General features: G+C 70.7%; 16 protein-coding genes and 1 tRNA gene. 8 read left to right on the forward strand and 9 right to left on the reverse strand.

Features of this window, described 5'->3' with window-relative positions; translation table 11 throughout:
* Positions 1 to 182: 182 nt before the first annotated feature.
* Positions 183 to 1,322: an acyl-CoA dehydrogenase family protein gene (locus ACZ6MA_RS20690; protein WP_469435356.1), complete on the forward strand. Its 1,140-nt coding sequence runs from the start codon at positions 183 to 185 to the stop codon at positions 1,320 to 1,322.
* 66 nt (positions 1,323 to 1,388) lie between these two features.
* Here ACZ6MA_RS20690 and ACZ6MA_RS20695 read toward each other — a convergent pair whose 3' ends face one another.
* From ACZ6MA_RS20695 to ACZ6MA_RS20710, 4 genes are all read right to left on the reverse strand, one after another.
* A complete protein-coding gene (locus ACZ6MA_RS20695) occupies positions 1,389 to 1,736 on the reverse strand; it encodes a rhodanese-like domain-containing protein (RefSeq protein ID WP_469435357.1) in 348 nt (115 codons plus the stop codon).
* 10 nt (positions 1,737 to 1,746) lie between these two features.
* Positions 1,747 to 2,559 (reverse strand): hypothetical protein, encoded by an 813-nt coding sequence (locus ACZ6MA_RS20700; protein ID WP_469435358.1) that lies wholly within the window; start codon positions 2,557 to 2,559, stop codon positions 1,747 to 1,749.
* Between the two features lie 104 nt (positions 2,560 to 2,663).
* Positions 2,664 to 4,100 carry a DUF2252 domain-containing protein gene (locus tag ACZ6MA_RS20705; RefSeq protein WP_469435359.1) on the reverse strand — a complete coding sequence of 479 codons (1,437 nt, stop codon included), beginning with the start codon at positions 4,098 to 4,100 and terminating at the stop codon, positions 2,664 to 2,666.
* A gap of 148 nt (positions 4,101 to 4,248) precedes the next feature.
* Positions 4,249 to 4,608: a winged helix-turn-helix transcriptional regulator gene (locus ACZ6MA_RS20710; RefSeq protein ID WP_469435360.1), complete on the reverse strand. Its 360-nt coding sequence runs from the start codon at positions 4,606 to 4,608 to the stop codon at positions 4,249 to 4,251.
* A gap of 149 nt (positions 4,609 to 4,757) precedes the next feature.
* Between ACZ6MA_RS20710 and ACZ6MA_RS20715 the strand changes: the two genes are divergently transcribed.
* Positions 4,758 to 5,405, forward strand: a complete 648-nt coding sequence (locus ACZ6MA_RS20715) for an FMN-dependent NADH-azoreductase (protein WP_469435361.1) — start codon at positions 4,758 to 4,760, stop codon at positions 5,403 to 5,405.
* A 249-nt stretch (positions 5,406 to 5,654) separates the two neighbouring features.
* Here ACZ6MA_RS20715 and ACZ6MA_RS20720 read toward each other — a convergent pair.
* Positions 5,655 to 5,738, reverse strand: a tRNA-Leu gene (locus ACZ6MA_RS20720).
* A gap of 349 nt (positions 5,739 to 6,087) precedes the next feature.
* Between ACZ6MA_RS20720 and ACZ6MA_RS20725 the strand changes: the two genes are divergently transcribed.
* From ACZ6MA_RS20725 to pknB, 6 genes are all read left to right on the forward strand, one after another.
* Positions 6,088 to 6,936 (forward strand): FhaA domain-containing protein, encoded by an 849-nt coding sequence (locus ACZ6MA_RS20725; protein WP_469435362.1) that lies wholly within the window; start codon positions 6,088 to 6,090, stop codon positions 6,934 to 6,936.
* A gap of 10 nt (positions 6,937 to 6,946) precedes the next feature.
* Complete coding sequence (locus ACZ6MA_RS20730; RefSeq protein WP_130878628.1) at positions 6,947 to 7,477, forward strand: FHA domain-containing protein FhaB/FipA; 531 nt, start codon at positions 6,947 to 6,949, stop codon at positions 7,475 to 7,477.
* Positions 7,478 to 7,543: 66 nt separating this feature from the next.
* Positions 7,544 to 9,088 carry a PP2C family protein-serine/threonine phosphatase gene (locus ACZ6MA_RS20735; protein WP_469435363.1) on the forward strand — a complete coding sequence of 515 codons (1,545 nt, stop codon included), beginning with the start codon at positions 7,544 to 7,546 and terminating at the stop codon, positions 9,086 to 9,088.
* Positions 9,089 to 9,138: 50 nt separating this feature from the next.
* Positions 9,139 to 10,539: an FtsW/RodA/SpoVE family cell cycle protein gene (locus tag ACZ6MA_RS20740; RefSeq protein ID WP_469435364.1), complete on the forward strand. Its 1,401-nt coding sequence runs from the start codon at positions 9,139 to 9,141 to the stop codon at positions 10,537 to 10,539.
* Entirely contained in the window at positions 10,536 to 11,990 is a 1,455-nt protein-coding gene (locus ACZ6MA_RS20745; RefSeq protein ID WP_469435365.1) for a peptidoglycan D,D-transpeptidase FtsI family protein, read from the forward strand. The genes ACZ6MA_RS20740 and ACZ6MA_RS20745 overlap by 4 nt, the downstream gene beginning before the upstream one ends.
* Positions 11,991 to 12,152: 162 nt before the next feature.
* Complete coding sequence (gene pknB, locus ACZ6MA_RS20750; protein ID WP_469435366.1) at positions 12,153 to 14,171, forward strand: Stk1 family PASTA domain-containing Ser/Thr kinase; 2,019 nt, start codon at positions 12,153 to 12,155, stop codon at positions 14,169 to 14,171.
* 147 nt (positions 14,172 to 14,318) lie between these two features.
* Here pknB and ACZ6MA_RS20755 read toward each other — a convergent pair whose 3' ends face one another.
* The 4 genes from ACZ6MA_RS20755 to ACZ6MA_RS20770 are packed head-to-tail and all read right to left on the reverse strand — an operon-like array spanning position 14,319 to position 16,907.
* Positions 14,319 to 15,026, reverse strand: a complete 708-nt coding sequence (locus ACZ6MA_RS20755) for a class E sortase (protein WP_469435493.1) — start codon at positions 15,024 to 15,026, stop codon at positions 14,319 to 14,321.
* Positions 15,027 to 15,055: 29 nt separating this feature from the next.
* Positions 15,056 to 16,099, reverse strand: coding sequence for a class E sortase (locus ACZ6MA_RS20760; RefSeq protein ID WP_469435367.1), 1,044 nt, complete (start codon positions 16,097 to 16,099; stop codon positions 15,056 to 15,058).
* Positions 16,096 to 16,734 (reverse strand): aminodeoxychorismate/anthranilate synthase component II, encoded by a 639-nt coding sequence (locus ACZ6MA_RS20765; protein ID WP_469435368.1) that lies wholly within the window; start codon positions 16,732 to 16,734, stop codon positions 16,096 to 16,098. Before ACZ6MA_RS20765 ends, ACZ6MA_RS20760 begins: the two co-directional genes overlap by 4 nt.
* Positions 16,731 to 16,907, reverse strand: coding sequence for a hypothetical protein (locus ACZ6MA_RS20770; protein ID WP_165451561.1), 177 nt, complete (start codon positions 16,905 to 16,907; stop codon positions 16,731 to 16,733). Before ACZ6MA_RS20770 ends, ACZ6MA_RS20765 begins: the two co-directional genes overlap by 4 nt.
* Between the last annotated feature and the right edge of the window lie 11 nt (positions 16,908 to 16,918).

A 16,918-nucleotide genomic window follows, 5' to 3' on the forward strand; every position in this document is an offset into this window, starting at 1 on the left:
GACCGTTCCCAATTCCTGCAACCTGTTCTACCTTGACGCCTCATCAGGCAGGGCCCACCAGATGCGGCCCCGGCGGATGCGTCCCGGAATGCGACCCGGCAGCTGTGATCCAGGCAGGTGAGGCTCCGGGCACCATGGCCGAGCGCGTCTAAGGGGACCGGCGGCGTGCGGGAGGACCGGCAGTGGACTTCACCTTCACCGAGGAGCAGCAGGCCGCCGTCGAAGCGGCCCGGGGGGTCTTCGCGGGGGTCGCCCCCGACGGCGTGCCCAGCCCCGCGCTCGCCCGGGGCGCGGTGGCGGAGGACTTCGACCGGGCGCTGTGGCGCGGGCTCGCGGACGCCGATCTGCTGAGCCTGACCGTCGCCCCCGAGTACGGGGGCGCGGGGCTCGGGCCCATCGCCCTGTGTCTGGTGCTGCGTGAGGCGGCACGGGTACTGGCCCGGGTACCGCTGCTGGAGACGGGCGGGGCGGCCCTCGTCCTCGGACGGTACGGCGGCGCCGCGGCGGGCCGGTGGCTACCGTCGATCGGCCGTGGCGAGCTGGTCGTCACCGTGGCCGCCAACGGCCGTACCGGCCACGACGGGGCCGAACTGGCCGTCACCGCACGGCCGGAGGGCGCCCGCGAGCGCCGGTGGTCCCTCGACGGAGTACAGACGGCCGTGCCCTGGGCCCCGTGCGCCGACCGGATCCTCGTCCCCGCCCACACCGCCGAGGGCCGCATCCTCCTCGCCCTCGTCCCCCCGGACCGGCCCGGGGTGGCCCTCGCCCACCAGGTCTCCACCAACGGCGAGCGGTACGCACAGCTGCGTCTCGACGGTGTGCGGGTCGAGGGCGACGAGGTCATCACGGCCGAGGGCGCGTGGGAGTGGCTGCGCGGGGTGCTCACCACCGGCACCTGCGCCCTCGCGCTCGGCCTCGGCGAGGCGGTGTCCCGGATGACGGGCGAGTACACGGGGAAGCGGGAGCAGTTCGGCCACCCCCTCGCCACGTTCCAGGCGGTCGCCGTCCAGGCCGCCGACCGCTATATCGATCTGCGCGCGATGGAGGCCACCCTGTGGCAGGCGGCCTGGCGCATCGAGTCGGGTGCGGACACGGCGCTGCCGGTCGCGGCGGACATCGCCGTCGCGAAGGTCTGGGCCTCGGAAGGGGTCCGCCGGGTCGTGCAGACCGCGCAGCATCTGCACGGGGGCCTCGGCGCGGACACCGACTACCCCCTGCACCGCTACCACGCCTGGGCCAAGCAGCTGGAACTCTCCCTGGGCCCGGCCGCCGCCCATGAAGAGGCACTGGGCGACCTGCTGGCCACCCACCCCCTCGGGTGAGTGCGGGCGCGGGACGGGCTCGGGCGGCACCGGACCGCCGCCGGTGACGCCCGGGGCGCGATGCGGCTAGATGACGGTGCCGGGAGCGCCGTTGCCGTCCACGACCGGGTGGCCCGCGGCCTCCCAATGCTGCATACCGCCGTCGACGTTCACCGCGTCCAGACCCTGCTGGACGAGGTAGGTGGTGACCTGCGCGGAGCGCCCGCCGGAGCGGCAGATGACGTTGATCCGGCCACCGTCGGGGGCCTTCTCCGTCAGCTCGCCGAACCGGGCGACGAAGTCGCTCATCGGAATGTGCAGCGCGCCTTCCGCGTGCCCGGCCGCCCACTCGTCCTGCTCACGAACGTCCAGCAGAAAATCGTCGGACGAGAGCGCGTCGACGCCGACCGTGGGTACTCCAGAACCGAAATGCATGTCCCCGACGCTACCCGACCAGCGAGGCCAGGTAGGCCTCCCGTTCGGCGACCTGGGCGAGGAGCTGCTCGGCGATCTCCTCCAGCAACGCGTCCGGGTCGTCCGGCGCCATCTTGATCATCGCGCCGATCGCGGAGTCCTCCAGTTCACCGGCCACCGCCGACAGCAGCTCCTTGCGCCGGGCCAGCCATTCCAGCCGCGCGTACAGCTCCTCGCTGGGGCTCGGCAGGGGCTCCTCGGGCACCGGCCCGGCGGCCCACTCCGCCGCCAGCTCGGCCAGCAGCGTCGCGTCACCGTCCGCGTACGCGGCGTTGACCCGCACGATGAACGCCTCGCGCCGCTGGCGGTCCGGCTCGTCCCGCGCCAGATCCGGGTGCGCCTTGCGCACCAGTTCCCGGAACGCGCGCCGCGCCTCGTCGCTCGGGCGCACCCGCTTCGGCGGCCGCACGGGCTTCTCCGTGAGCATCGCCGTCGCCTCGGGGGAGAGCCCCTCGGAGTCCATCCAGCCGCCGAACAGCTCCTCCACACCCGGCATCGGCTGCACCAGCGCCCGTGCCTCCCGGGCCCGCCGCAGGTCCTCGGCGTCGCCGGTCCGGGCCGCGACGGCCTCCGCGATCCGCGCGTCCAGCTCGTCGAGCCGCGCGTACATCGGGCCGAGCCGCTGGTGGTGCAGCCGGGAGAAGTTCTCCACCTCCACCCGGAAGGTCTCCACCGCGATCTCGAACTCGATCAGTGCCTGTTCGGCCGACCGCACGGCCTGTTCCAGGCGCCGGGTGTCCGGCTGCTCGGTGGGCTGGATCTGCTCGGCTTCCGGATTCGTCACCCGCCCAGCCTACGAGTTCCCCCGTGCCCCGCGGGCCCCCACGTACCCCGACGCCCCGGCCGCCCCCACACTCCCGGCCGCCCCCGCCCCGGGCGGTCCGCGGGCTATATCCCCGTCTCGGCCGCCACCCGGCCGCCCCGTACCGCGGCCACCAGCTCCGCGTGATCCGCCTCCGTGCGGTCCGCGTACGCCACCGCGAAGCGTCCGACCGCCTCGTCCAGCTCGTCTCCCTTGCCGCAGTAGCCGGCGATCACCCGCGGATCGGCGCTGTGCGCGTGCGCCCGGGCGAGCAGCGCGCCCGTCATCCGCCCGTAGTCGTCCAGCTCGGCGGGGGCCAGCGCCGCGGGGTCGACGCTTCCCTTGCGGTTGCGGAACTGCCGCACCTGGTACGGCCGCCCGTCCACCGACGTCCAGCCGAGCAGCACATCGCTGACGACCTGCATCCGCCGCTGCCCCAGCACCACGCGCTGCCCCTCGTGGCGGGTCGTCGGCGCCATGAAGCCCGCCTTCGCCGCGTGGGGCAGCAGGGCCGAGGGGCGGGCCTCCTTCACCTGGAGCACCAGCGGCTCGCCCCGGTGGTCGAGCAGCAGCACCACGTACGAGCGCAGCCCCACGCTTCCCGTGCCCACCACGCGGAACGCCACGTCCTGCACCTCGTACCGCGCCAGCAGCGGGACGATGTCCTCCGGCAGTGTGCCGAGGTAGGCGCCGAGGGCCAGGGCGACCGGTGCCGCCTCGTCGTCCGGCACCCGCCGCAGCACCGGGGGCGCGTCCAGGAAGCGCAGACCGCCGTCCTCGGCGGGTTCGGTCGCCTTCGCCGCGAACCGCGCGCTCGTGTTCCGTCGGGCCTTCTCCGCGACCCGCTCCAGCGTGCCCAGCAGGTCCTTGGCGTCCGCGTGCGAGACGAGCCGTTCGTCGGCGATCGCGTTCCAGGCCTCTATCGCCGGCATCTTGGCCAGCAGGCGCATCGTGCGGCGGTAGGCGCCCACCGCGTCCCGGGCGGCGTCCCGGCAGACGTCCTCGTCCGCCCCGGCCTCCCGGCCCGCCAGCACCAGTGAGGCGGCGAGCCGCTTCACGTCCCACTCCCAGGGCGCGTGGAGGGTCTCGTCGAAGTCGTTCAGGTCGATGACGAGGCCGCCGCGGGCGTCGCCGTAGAGGCCGAAGTTCGCGGCGTGCGCGTCACCGCAGATCTGTGCGCCCACCCCCGTCACCGGGGTGCCCACCAGGTCGTACCCCATGAGTCCGGCCGAGCCGCGCAGGAAGGCGAAGGGGGAGGCCGCCATCCGGCCGGCCCGGATCGGGGTCAGCTCGGGCAGCCGTCCCGCGTTGGCCGCCTCGATCGTCTCCACCGCGCCGGGCCGTCCCGCACCGGCCTCCCACTCGGCGTGCGCGGAGCGCGGCACCCGCGCCCGCAGTGCCTTCCCGACGGCCTTCGGCGACGTTCCCGAAGCGGTGGAAGCGGCGGTCCGGCCGGCGCCCGTCCCGCCCCTCCCACCGGTCACCGATCGCGCGAACCCCGGTACGTGCGGCAGTCGCGTCATCGCGCGCCACCTCCCCCTCCACCCATGGCGCGGCATCGCGCGGCGTCAAGCGGCAAGCGTCAACTGCCCCGACGGTACAACGCGATGCCGACGTCAGCCGGTGCCCCGGCGTTCCTCCACAGGACACCCACCGGTGGTGTGCGGCGGGTCAGCTGAACTCGCGGGGGCACTCCGCGGGGTCCCCCAGATAGCGCCGGGCCCACCGGCCCAGCTCCGTGAGCGCGGGTTCCATCGCTTGGCCCGCCTCGGTCAGCCGGTACGAGACACGAAGCGGAGGACCTGATTCCACTTCCCGTACGAGCAGACCGGCCGCCGCCAGCTCGGTGAGACGGTCGGAGAGCATCCGCTCACTGATCCCCGGGATGGCCCGCCGCAGATCGGCGAAATGCGCGTGCCCCGGCAGCAGGGTGGCCACGATCAGCCCCGTCCAGCGCTTGCCGAACAGCTCGAAGACGCGCGCCATGCCCTCGTCCGCCTTCTTGCATGCCTGCTCGCTGTGGTCCGCCATGCCACCAGAGTACTGCGTTCCACTTAGGTGCTGCAGAAAAGTAAGCTGCTGTGCTAATACTAGTCACGTACGGAACTGCACTTCCGTGCGCCGCAGGCCCCAGGGCGACACAGCCCGTTGCCGGCCCCAGCCCGTTGTTTGGAGAACCCATGGCCACGCTGCTGCACCTCGACTCGTCCGCCCTCCCCCAGGGCTCCGCCTCCCGTGACGTGACCGCCGTCTTCCGCAAGACCTGGGAGGAGCAGCACCCGGAGGGCACGGTCGTCTACCGCGACCTCGCCGCCGACCCGCTGCCGCACATATCCGCCACCGCGCTCAGCGTGGGCTCCGTCGACCCGGCCGAGTTCACCGACGAGCAGCGCGCCGCCTACGACCTGCGCGTCGAGCTGGCGGAGGAGCTGGAGCGGGCGGACGCGGTGCTGATCGGCACCCCCATGTACAACTTCACGATCCCCTCCAGCCTCAAGGCGTGGCTGGACCAGGTGATCATCATGGGTCGCACGGCCGGCGAGAAGCCCTCCGCCGCCGGTACCCCGGTCACCGTCGTCGCCAGCCGTGGCGGCTCGTACGCGCCGGGCACCCCGCGTGAGTCCTTCGAGTTCGTGACGACCTACCTGGAGAAGGTGCTGACCGGCATGCTCGGCCTGGAGGTCGACTTCATCGTCCCCGAGCTGACCCTGGCCGCCACCGTGCCCGCGATGGCCGAGCTGGTCGGCAAGTCCGAGGCCTCCCGGGCCAAGGCCGACGAGGAGGCCGTCTCCAAGGCCAAGGCCCTGGTCGCCCGTCTCGCGGGCTGACGCCGCGCGTTCGAAGCGACTCCGAGCGCCTCGCGCGCTCCCCCTCGGGCCCGGACGCCTCGCGCCGGGCCCGTCGGCGTACCCGCCGCCGTGCCGCATGTCACTCCGACGCCCCGCGACGCGCGCGGCGCCTTCCACGTGCAGCAACGGCCACACCCGACCCCACCCGGCACCGGGCCGGTTCCGGACAACGAGAAACGGGCCCCTCCCGGTGATTCTCATCACCGGGAGAGACCCGTTCCCGCTCTGTGCGCGAGGGGGGAGTTGAACCCCCACGCCCTTTCGGGCACTGGAACCTGAATCCAGCGCGTCTGCCTATTCCGCCACCCGCGCATGGGTGCTGTCTGGGGCTCCGGCACTTTCTTCGGACTGTCCGCCCGGGTCTTGTGCGTTCGCCTTTCGACATGCAGAACATTAGCACGCTGTGGAGGGTGCCTTCACACCACTTCCCTGCCGCCCGGTCCGCCGGTCCGGCGGGGACCGCACCGGTTGCGGGACACTGGCTCACGGCCGCCTCTACGATCCCTAGTGGAGCGCACGGTGGGCCGCGGTGAAGGCGACACTCGTCACTCCTGACGCCGAAAGGGAACCAGCCGTTTTCCCGACGCGTGGATACGATCAGTAAGCAGTATCAGGAACGACACTGAGCATCAGGAACGTCACTGAGGGAAGGAGGTGCCCCGTGGGAGTACTGAAGCGCTTCGAGCAGCGTCTCGAGGGTCTCGTGAACGGCACCTTCGCCAAGGTGTTCAAGTCCGAGGTGCAGCCCGTCGAGATCGCGGGCGCACTCCAGCGCGAGTGCGACAACAACGCCACCATCTGGAACCGTGACCGGACCGTCGTCCCGAACGACTTCATCGTCGAGCTGAGCGCCCCGGACTTCGAGCGGCTCAGCCCGTACTCCGGTCAGCTCGGGGACGAGCTCTCCGGCATGGTCCGCGACTACGCCAAGCAGCAGCGGTACACCTTCATGGGGACCATCAAGGTCCACCTGGAGAAGGCCGACGACCTCGACACCGGGCTGTACCGGGTGCGCAGCCGCACCCTGGCCTCCAGCGAATCGCAGGATCCGCAGGGCCAGCAGCCCGCCGCGCCCCGTGGCGCGGCCGGTGGCGCGGTCACGCACGGCGCGGGCTATCCGGACCGGCCCGCGGGTCCGCCGCCGATGCCCGCGTCCCCGCCGCCCGGCGCTCCCGGCCGCCCCGCGCCCCGTGCGGGCGGCCCCGGGCCGGGCGCCGTCCCCGGCACCCAGACCCGCCGTTGGATCGAGATCAACGGCACCCGGCACCAGATCTCCCGGCCCACCCTCGTACTCGGCCGCAGCACCGAAGCGGACGTACGGATCGACGACCCCGGCGTATCGCGCCGGCACTGCGAAATCCGGGTAGGAACCCCCGCGACCATCCAGGACCTGGGTTCGACAAACGGCATCGTGGTGGACGGGCAGCACACCACGCGCGCTACGCTCCGCGACGGCTCGCGCGTCGTCGTGGGCAGCACCACCATCGTTTATCGGCAAGCCGAAGGGTGAAGCGGGGGCAATGTCAGAGCTGACCCTCACGGTCATGCGGTTGGGTTTCCTCGCCGTACTGTGGCTGTTCGTCATCGTGGCCGTACAGGTCATTCGCAGCGACCTGTTCGGCACGCGGGTCACGCAGCGCGGCTCACGCCGCGGTGGCCAGGACCGCCAGCCACAGCGTGCGCAGCAGACCGCGCCGCCGCAGCAGCGACAGCAGCAACAGTCCGGCGGTCGACGTGCGGAGCGCGGCCGACGCGGCGCTCCCACCAAGCTGGTGGTCTCCGAGGGCACCCTCACCGGGACCACGGTCGCCCTCCAGGGCCAGACCATCTCGCTGGGCCGCGCCCACGACTCGACGATCGTGCTGGACGACGACTACGCCTCCAGCCGGCATGCCAGGATCTACCCCGACCGCGACGGCCAGTGGATCGTCGAGGACCTGGGGTCCACCAACGGCACCTATCTCGACCGGACCCGGCTGACCACCCCGACCCCGATCCCGCTCGGCGCGCCGATCCGCATCGGCAAGACCGTCATCGAGCTGCGGAAGTAGTAGGACCATGACGACCGGAGGGTGGGCACCGTGCGGATGTACCCGGAGCCGTCGGGCGAGGTGCGCATGAGTCTGTCACTGCGCTTCGCCGCCGGATCTCACAAGGGGATGATCCGGGAGGGCAACGAGGACTCCGGTTACGCCGGCCCCCGGCTGCTCGCCATCGCCGACGGCATGGGCGGCCAGGCCGCGGGCGAGGTCGCCAGCTCCGAGGTGATCTCCAACCTCGTGACGCTGGACGACGACGTCCCCGGCTCGGACATCCTCACCTCCCTCGGCACCGCGGTGCAGCGCGCGAACGACCAGCTGCGCGCCATGGTCGAGGAGGATCCGCAGCTCGAGGGCATGGGCACCACCCTGACCGCGCTGCTGTGGACCGGTCAGCGGCTCGGTCTCGTGCACGTCGGCGACTCGCGCGCCTACCTGCTGCGCGACGGGGTGCTCACCCAGATCACCCAGGACCACACCTGGGTGCAGCGGCTCGTCGACGAGGGCCGGATCACCGAGGAAGAGGCCACCACCCACCCGCAGCGCTCCCTGCTGATGCGCGCGCTGGGCAGCGGTGACCACGTGGAGCCCGATCTGTCGATCCGCGAGGTCCGGGCGGGCGACCGCTACCTCATCTGCTCCGACGGGCTCTCCGGCGTCGTCAGCCATCAGACGATGGAGGAGACGCTCGCCAGCTACCAGGGCCCGCACGAGACCATCCAGGACCTGATCCAGCTCGCCCTGCGCGGCGGCGGCCCCGACAACATCACCTGCATCGTCGCGGACGTGCTGGAGATCGACGGCGGCGACACCCTCACCGCGCAGCTCAACGACACCCCCGTGATCGTGGGCGCGGTCGCCGAGAACCAGCTCCAGCTGGGCGACGACGGCGCCATGCAGACCCCGGCCGGCCGCGCCGCCGAGCTGGGCCGCGCCAACCGGCCCGTGCCACCGCAGGGCCCCGGCGCGGCCGGCGGCGGCTTCGGCCCGCCCGGCAGCGGCGAGCCGGCCATAGGCGGCACGCCGGACGGTTCCTTCGGATCGTTCTCCGACGAGGACTTCGTCAAGCCGCCCCGCGGTGGCAAGTGGCTCAAGCGGTCGCTCATCATCGCCGTCGTGCTCGGCGTCGTGGGCGGCGGTCTCTACGCCGGCTACCAATGGACCCAGACGCAGTACTACGTGGGCGCCAAGGACAACGACCACGTGGCCGTCTACCAGGGCATCAACCAGGACCTGGCGTGGGTGGGCCTCAGCAAGATCTACGAGGACCACCGCGAGATCGAACTCAAGTACCTCCCCGTGGACCAGCGCACCCGTGTCGAGGACACGATCGCGGTCGGCAGCCTCGGCCAGGCCCGGCAGAAGGTCAAGGACCTCGGCACGCTCGCCGGCGCCTGCAAGAAGGCCGACGAGCGGCGCAAGGCCGAGCAGCAGCAGCGGGAGACCGAGAAGCAGAACGGCGACAAGACCGGCGGCAAGCCGGGTGCCGCCCAGGACGACCCGAAGGACCCCAAGCCCGGCGACCGGACGAACGTCCAGGCCACCCCGGTCCCCTCCCCGGGTCCCACCCTCAGCGAGGAAGAGCAGAAGTTGGTCCCGCAGTGCAGCAGCGCTCAGCAGTAAAGCCGTAGGGGGCCATCAAAGCCATGCCATCAATGCCATCCATGCCATCCATGTCGTCGAGCACCACCAACACGACGACGATCAGCACCCAGGGCCCGCCGAGCCGGCGCAACACCGAGCTGGCGCTGCTCGCCTTCTCGGTGCTCATCCCGTGCTTCGCGTACGCCAACGTCGGTCTCGCCCTCGACGGCGAGATGCCCTCCGGCATGCTCGGCTACGGCCTCGGCCTCGGCCTGCTGGCCGGTGTCGGCCACGTGGTGGTGCGCAAGTTCGCCCGCTACGCCGATCCGCTGCTGCTGCCGCTGGCCACCCTCCTCAACGGGATCGGGCTGGTCATCATCTGGCGGCTCGACCAGGCGCCACGGCTGATGGCGAAGAAGTTCTTCCACCCCAGCGCGCCCAACCAGCTGCTGTTCTCGGCGCTCGGCATCGCTCTCTTCGTGGCAGTCCTGATCTTCCTCAAGGACCACCGCATCCTCCAGCGCTACACCTATATCTCCATGGTCGTGGCGCTGATCCTGCTCGTCGCGCCGATGTTCTTCCCCGCGAAGTTCGGTGCGCGCATCTGGATCACGATCCCGGGTCTGGGCTCGCTGCAGCCCGGTGAGTTCGCGAAGATCATCCTGGCGATCTTCTTCGCGGGCTATCTCATGGTGAAACGTGACGCCCTGGCCCTGGCCAGCCGCCGTTTCATGGGGCTCTATCTGCCGCGCGGCCGGGACCTCGGTCCCATCCTGGTCGTCTGGGCGGTCAGCATCCTCATCCTCGTCTTCGAGACCGACCTCGGCACCTCGCTGCTGTTCTTCGGCATGTTCGTCGTGATGCTCTACGTCGCGACCGAGCGCACCAGCTGGATCGTCTTCGGTCTGCTGATGTCGGCGGGCGGCGCGGTCTTCGTGAACACCTTCGAACCGCACGTCCAGCAGCGCGTCGACGCCTGGCTGCACCCGTTCGACGCGTTCAAGGACGGCTCCTCCGACCAGATCGCCCAGGCGCTGATGGCCTTCGGCTCCGGTGGCGTCTTCGGCACCGGCTGGGGCCAGGGCCACTCCGACCTCATCGGCTTCGCCGCCAACTCCGACTTCATCCTCGCCACCGTCGGCGAGGAGCTGGGGCTGGCGGGCGTCATGGCGATACTGCTGATCTACGGGCTGATCGTGGAGCGCGGTCTGCGCACCGCCCTGGCCGCCCGTGACCCGTTCGGCAAGCTGCTGGCCTGCGGGCTGTCCGCCGCCTTCGGCATCCAGGTCTTCGTCGTCGCCGGCGGCGTCATGGGCCTGATCCCGCTGACCGGTATGACCATGCCGTTCATGGCGCAGGGTGGTTCGTCCGTCCTCGCCAACTGGGCCCTCGTCGCCATCCTCGTCAAGATCAGCGACACCGCGCGCCGCCCGGCCCCGGCGCCCGCACCGTCCCCCGACGCCGAGATGACCCAGGTGGTCCGCCCGTGAACAAGCCCGTGCGCCGGATCGCGATCTTCTGTGGCCTTCTCGTCCTCGCCCTGATGATGCGCGACAACTGGATCCAGTTCGTCCAGGCCGAGGAACTCAAGACCCACGAGAACAACCGCCGGGTCCTGATCGCCCGCTACAGCCAGCCGCGCGGCAACATCATCGTCGACGGGCAGGCGATCACCGGGTCCAAGGAGACCGACAACACCGACTTCAAGTACAAGCGCACGTACAAGGACGGCGAGATGTGGGCCCCGGTCACGGGCTACGCCTCGCAGGTCTACGGCGCGAACCAGCTCGAGAAGCTCGACGACCCGGTGCTGACCGGCGACGACGACCGGCTGTTCTTCAACCGCACGGTCGACATGATCACCGGCAAGGGCAAGAAGGGCGGTGACGTGATCACCACCCTGAACGCCAAGGCCCAGGAGGCCGCCTTCAAGGGCCTGGGCGACAAGCGCGGTGCCGTCGCCGCGCTCGACCCGCGCACCGGCAAGATCCTCGCCCTCGCCTCCACGCCCTCGTACGACCCCTCGCGCGTCGCGGGCAGCAGCGACGAGAAGGCGTGGAAGGAGCTGACGAGCGACAAGAACCAGCCGATGCTGAACCGGGCGCTCAAGCAGACCTACCCGCCGGGCTCGACCTTCAAGGTCGTCACGGCCGCGGCCGCGCTGCAGAACGGGCTGTACAAGGACGTCGACTCCAAGACCGACTCGCCGCTGCCCTGGACCCTGCCGGACACCCGGGTGCAGCTGCAGAACGAGGGCTCGATCCCCTGCAAGGACGCCTCGCTGCGGGTCGCCCTCCAGTACTCCTGCAACACGGTCTTCGGCAAGGTCAGCTCCGACCTGGGCAACAAGAAGATGATGGAGCAGGCGGAGAAGTTCGGCTTCAACAACCCGAAGCTCGACACGCCCGTCCGCGCGGCCGAAAGCGTCTACCCCAAGGACAACCGCCCGCAGAACGCCATGGCGGGCATCGGCCAGGCCTCCAACCGCGCCACGCCGCTGCAGATGGCCATGGTCGCCGCCGCGGTCGCCAACAACGGCAAGCTCATGGAGCCGTACATGGTCGACAAGCTGCGCGCCCCGAACCTCAATGTGATCGAGACCCACACGCCGAAGCAGCTGGACCAGCCGCTCAGCTCGGAGAACGCGCAGAAGCTCCAGTCGATCATGGAGACCGTGGTCGAGAAGGGCACCGGAACCAACGCCCAGATCGACGGCGTCACGGTCGGCGGCAAGACCGGTACCGCCCAGCACGGTGTCGACAACAGCGGCAACCCCTACGCCTGGTTCATCTCCTACGCCAAGGGGGAGAACGGCTCGCCGGTCGCCGTCGCCGTCGTCATCGAGGGCTCGGAGACCACCCGTGACGACATCGCGGGCGGCAAGCTCGCCGCGCCGGTCGCGAAGAGCGTCATGGAGGCGGTACTCAAGACGGCGAAGTGACACCGCTCACCTCCGCAGCCGTCCGGCCCCCGCGACGGTACCGGTCGTATATCAGGTGACGGTGGCGCCAAAGAGGCGCACGGTGCTCCGGGTACGGTATGCCCGGACAGCACACCGCCGGACCCACGCCGGTGCGGTCAGGAAAACGGAAGGGCTGGAGCTATGGAAGAGCCGCGTCGCCTCGGCGGCCGGTACGAGCTGGGCTCGGTGCTCGGCCGTGGTGGCATGGCCGAGGTCTATCTCGCCCACGACACCCGGCTCGGCCGCACCGTCGCCGTGAAGACGCTCCGGGTGGATCTCGCCCGGGATCCGTCGTTCCAGGCCCGGTTCCGCCGTGAGGCCCAGTCGGCCGCCTCGCTCAACCACCCGTCGATCGTCGCCGTCTACGACACCGGCGAGGACTACGTCGACGGGGTCTCGATCCCGTACATCGTCATGGAGTACGTGGACGGGTCCACGCTGCGCGAGCTGCTGCACTCCGGCCGGAAGCTGCTGCCCGAGCGCTCGCTGGAGATGACCATCGGCGTCCTCCAGGCGCTGGAGTACTCCCACCGCGCCGGCATCGTCCACCGCGACATCAAGCCGGCGAACGTCATGCTGACGCGCACCGGCCAGGTCAAGGTCATGGACTTCGGCATCGCCCGGGCGATGGGCGACTCGGGCATGACCATGACGCAGACCGCGGCCGTCATCGGCACCGCCCAGTACCTCTCCCCCGAACAGGCCAAGGGCGAGCAGGTCGACGCGCGGTCCGACCTGTACTCCACCGGCTGTCTGCTGTACGAACTGCTGACGGTGCGGCCCCCGTTCGTCGGCGACTCGCCCGTGGCGGTCGCCTACCAGCACGTACGGGAAGAGCCGAACCCGCCGAGCACCCACGACCCCGAGATCACGCCCGAGATGGACGCCATCGTCCTCAAGGCGCTGACGAAGGACCCGGACTACCGCTACCAGTCGGCCGACGAGATGCGCGCCGACATCGAGGCGGCCCTCGACGGCCAGCCCGTGGCGGCCACGGCCTCGATGGCCGCGGGCGGCTACGGCGCCCCCGGCGGCTACGGCGAGGACCAGCCGACCACGATGCTCCGCCCGCAGGACCCGGCGGGGCAGACCTCCATGCTGCCGCCCGTGCGCGACGACGACGGCGGGTACGGCTACGACGACCGCGACGGCCGGCGCGGTGGTGGCAAGAAGAGCAACCTCTCGACGATCCTGCTGGTCGTCGCGGGTGTGCTGGTGCTCGTCGGGGCGATCTTCATCGGCAAGTCGCTCTTCGGCGGCGGCAACAACGACAAGGTGACGGTCCCGTCGCTGACCGGCGAGACGCTGACCTCCGCCCAGAAGATGGGGGAGAACGGCGACTTCAAGGTCGTCCAGGACGGCGAGACGTTCTGCGACCAGGACAAGGGCAAGGTCTGCGACCAGAACCCCAAGGCCAACGCCAAGGTGGACCGTGGGGCCGAGGTCAAGGTCGTGCTGTCCAAGGGCGCGGAAAAGGTCGCCGTCCCCGACGTCCTGGGTTCCAAGTTCGAAGAGGCCGAGGCGACCCTCAAGGCCAAGGGCTTCACGGTCCGTCAGAAGCAGGTGGAGTCCGACCGGACCGCCGGCGTCGTGATCGACCAGGACCCCAAGGGCAGCACCAAGGCCGCCAAGGGCACGGAGATCACCCTCTCCGTCGCCTCGACCCCGGCGTCCAAGACCGTCCCGTCCGTGGTCGGCCAGTCCTTCGACGCCGCGAAGAAGCAGCTCACCGACCTCGGCTTCAAGGTCGATAAGGACGAGGAGGAGTCGGACCAGCCGCCCGGCAACGTCGTCCGGCAGAGCCCCGACGGCAACACCACGGCGCAGCCGAACTCCACGGTCACGCTCTTCGTCGCCAAGGCGGGCCAGAAGATCAGCGTGCCGGGTGTGGTCGGCCAGAAGCTCAAGGACGCCAAGAAGACGCTGACGGACGCGGGACTGAAGGTCGGCAACATCACCGGGCCGCAGGACGACAACGCCCTGGTGATGGTCTCCGACCCGGTGGGCGGCACCCAGGTGCCGAAGGACACGCCGGTCAACATCACCACCATCGGCGGCGGCCCCGTCGACACCGGCACCCCCACCAACCCCGCCCCCGGCACCACCGGCGGTGACACCGGAGGCGGCCTCTTCGGCGGCCCCTTCGGCCGGCGTCACTGAGGCCTGCGGCCGCCTGAGGCGGCTGAGCGCCCTGCCGGGCGCGTCCTCAATCGCCGGACGGGCTTGAATGGGCTGAGGTCAGCCACATCAAGCCCGTCCGGCGATTACGGGCCGCAGTGCCCGCCCACATGATCCGCCGGACAGGCCCTAGCGCAGTTCCTTCGGCCGGGTGCGCGCGCTGTCGACCTTCTCGGTGCGCTCCAGCTGTGCCCAGACGACATAGCGGTAGTCGGAGGTGTAGACGGGCGTGCAGGTCGTCAGGGTGAGGAAGCGGCCGGGCTTCTTCGCGCCGGACTCCTTCGGCAGCGGGTCCAGGACCTCGACGTTGTACTTCGAGGTCTCCCGCAGCTCGGAGTAGACCTTGTAGACGTACCAGGTGTCGCGGGTCTCGAAGACGACCGGGTCACCGACCTTGACCTTGTGGATGTTGTGGAACTTCGCGCCGTGCCCGTCCCGGTGGGCGGCCAGCGTGAAGTTGCCCTTCGCGTCCCACGGCATCGCGGACTTCACCGGCGCGCGGTAGAAGCCGGCCACGCCCTCGTTGAGGACCTTGCTTCCGGTGCCGCTCTTGACGAGCACCTCGCCGTTCTTCATCGACGGCACGTGCAGGAAGCCGATGCCGTCCTTGGTGTCCAGGGCGCCCGGGCCCTTGGCCCAGCTCTCGCGGACGTGGTCGCCCTGCTTCGCCGACTCCCGGTCGGCCAGCACGTTCGTCCACCAGAGGGAGTAGACGACGAACAGGGCCATCAGGACGCCGGCCGTGATCAGCAGTTCACCGAAGAGGCTGACGGCGGCGGCGATCTTCCCTCGTGGGCGGGCCGGGCGCCGGGGCCCGTCGTCGTCGATCCGTGCCACCGCGTCGTACCCCGATTCGCTCTGCTGTCTCACCCGACGAGCGCGTCCGGCTTTCCCTTGCTCCGGGGCCGCTCGTCGACCATCTTGCCCCAGACGATCATTCGATACGTACTGGTGAATTCCGGAGTGCAGGTGGTGAGAGTGAGGTACCGGCCCGGCTTGCCGAAGCCCGAACCCACCGGCACAGGGGCGATGACCCCGACGTTCGCCGGCGACGTCTGATCCAGACGGCTTGTCATCTCATACGTGTAGAAGGTGCTGCTGGTCTCCACGACGATCTTGTCGCCGGGGCGCAGCCGGTTGACGTAGCGGAACGGCTCGCCGTGGGTGTTGCGGTGACCGGCGAGCGAGAAGTTGCCCCGCGCGTCCCAGGGCATCGCGGTCTTGAGGGGGCCCTCGGCGTAATGCCCGACCATGCCCCGGTCCAGCACCTTGTGCTTGCCGATGCCCTCGGCGATGGGGGCCTTCACGTCCAGCTTCGGAATGTAGAGGATCGCGAAGCCCTGGCCCGGCGAGAACGCCCCGGCGGCCCGGTCCGCACCGCCGTTCTCTTCCCAGGCGTGCTGGAGACTCTTCGCGGTGCCGCCCGCCTGACGCTGGGCGATGACGTTCGTCCACCACAGCTGGTAGGCGACGAACAGCAGCATCAGCACGCCCACGGTGATGAACAGCTCGCCCGTCAGCCGCGCCGCGATCACCCCGGCGCTGTCCCTGCGCGCCCGCTGCGCCCGCCGGGCCGCTCTGCGCCGCTCCGCGCGCCCCCCGGTGGCCGGCCCCGTGGTCGGCTCCCGGACCCGGCGCAGGGTCATCGTCGCGTGGTCTTCGGGGGGCAGTGGCTGGGACACCACCCGTACGGGGCCCTGCGCGCCCGCTACGGGCCCCGTGGGGCCAACAGGGGCCTCCGGGGACCAGGAGGGCTCCTGGTGCTGTTGTGGCGTCAGCCACGGGCTCTGCTCAGGGCCTTGCGGCATCTGCCACGGGTCCCGCTCGGGGCCTTGCGACGTGTGCCACGGGCTCTGCCCGGAGCCTGGTGGCGACTGCCACGGGTCCCGCTCGGGATGGAGCGAGGTCACGCCCCGGCCTTGCCCACCACCGGGGCGAGCCCCGCCGAGCGGTCCACCGCCCCCGCGTCACCGCAGGCGACCAGCCAGTTGGCGAGCATCCGGTGCCCCCACTCGGTGAGCACCGACTCCGGGTGGAACTGCACCCCTTCGACCGCCAGCTCGCGGTGCCGGAGCCCCATCGCCACGCCGCTCTCGGTCCAGGCGGTGATCTCCAGCTCGTCCGGCCAGGTCTCCCGCTCGACCGCGAGGGAGTGATAGCGGGTGGCGGTGAACGGCGACGGCAGCCCACGGAAGACGCCCGTGCCCTCGTGGGTCACCAGGGAGGTCTTGCCGTGCAGCAGCTCGGGCGCCCGCCCGACCACCCCGCCGTACGCGACCGCCATCGACTGCATCCCCAGGCACACCCCGAACACCGGCACCCCGGTCCCCGCGCAGTGCCGCACCATGTCGATGCAGACGCCCGCCTGCTCCGGCGCGCCCGGGCCGGGGGACAGCAGCACCCCGTCGAAACCCTCCTGGGCGTGGCGCGGCTCGACCTCGTCGTTGCGCAGCACCTCGCACTCGGCGCCCAGTTGGTAGAGGTACTGGACGAGGTTGAAGACGAAGCTGTCGTAGTTGTCCACGACGAGGATGCGCGCGCTCATCGGTTCACCGCCATTCCGTTGTCGACCGTCACATCGTTGAACGGCAGCAGCGGTTCCGCCCAGGGGAAGACGTACTGGAAGAGGACGTACACGATCGCCAGCACGAGCAGCAGCGAGATCAGCGCCCGCACCCATGCGTTGCCCGGCAGATGACGCCAGATCCAGACGTACATGCTGTCCCTAC

It is taken from the genome of Streptomyces sp. NPDC042259, from assembly GCF_055582085.1.

Coding starts and splice junctions, on each gene's coding strand:
- ACZ6MA_RS20695 (WP_469435357.1), bottom strand. CDS start 1,736: ATGCATTTCGGTTCTGGAGTACCCACGGTCGGCGTCGACGCGCTCTCG.
- ACZ6MA_RS20705 (WP_469435359.1), bottom strand. CDS start 4,100: ATGACGCGACTGCCGCACGTACCGGGGTTCGCGCGATCGGTGACCGGT.
- ACZ6MA_RS20710 (WP_469435360.1), bottom strand. CDS start 4,608: ATGGCGGACCACAGCGAGCAGGCATGCAAGAAGGCGGACGAGGGCATG.
- ACZ6MA_RS20715 (WP_469435361.1), top strand. CDS start 4,758: ATGGCCACGCTGCTGCACCTCGACTCGTCCGCCCTCCCCCAGGGCTCC.
- ACZ6MA_RS20730 (WP_130878628.1), top strand. CDS start 6,947: ATGTCAGAGCTGACCCTCACGGTCATGCGGTTGGGTTTCCTCGCCGTA.
- ACZ6MA_RS20735 (WP_469435363.1), top strand. CDS start 7,544: ATGAGTCTGTCACTGCGCTTCGCCGCCGGATCTCACAAGGGGATGATC.
- ACZ6MA_RS20740 (WP_469435364.1), top strand. CDS start 9,139: ATGTCGTCGAGCACCACCAACACGACGACGATCAGCACCCAGGGCCCG.
- pknB (WP_469435366.1), top strand. CDS start 12,153: ATGGAAGAGCCGCGTCGCCTCGGCGGCCGGTACGAGCTGGGCTCGGTG.
- ACZ6MA_RS20765 (WP_469435368.1), bottom strand. CDS start 16,734: ATGAGCGCGCGCATCCTCGTCGTGGACAACTACGACAGCTTCGTCTTC.
- ACZ6MA_RS20770 (WP_165451561.1), bottom strand. CDS start 16,907: ATGTACGTCTGGATCTGGCGTCATCTGCCGGGCAACGCATGGGTGCGG.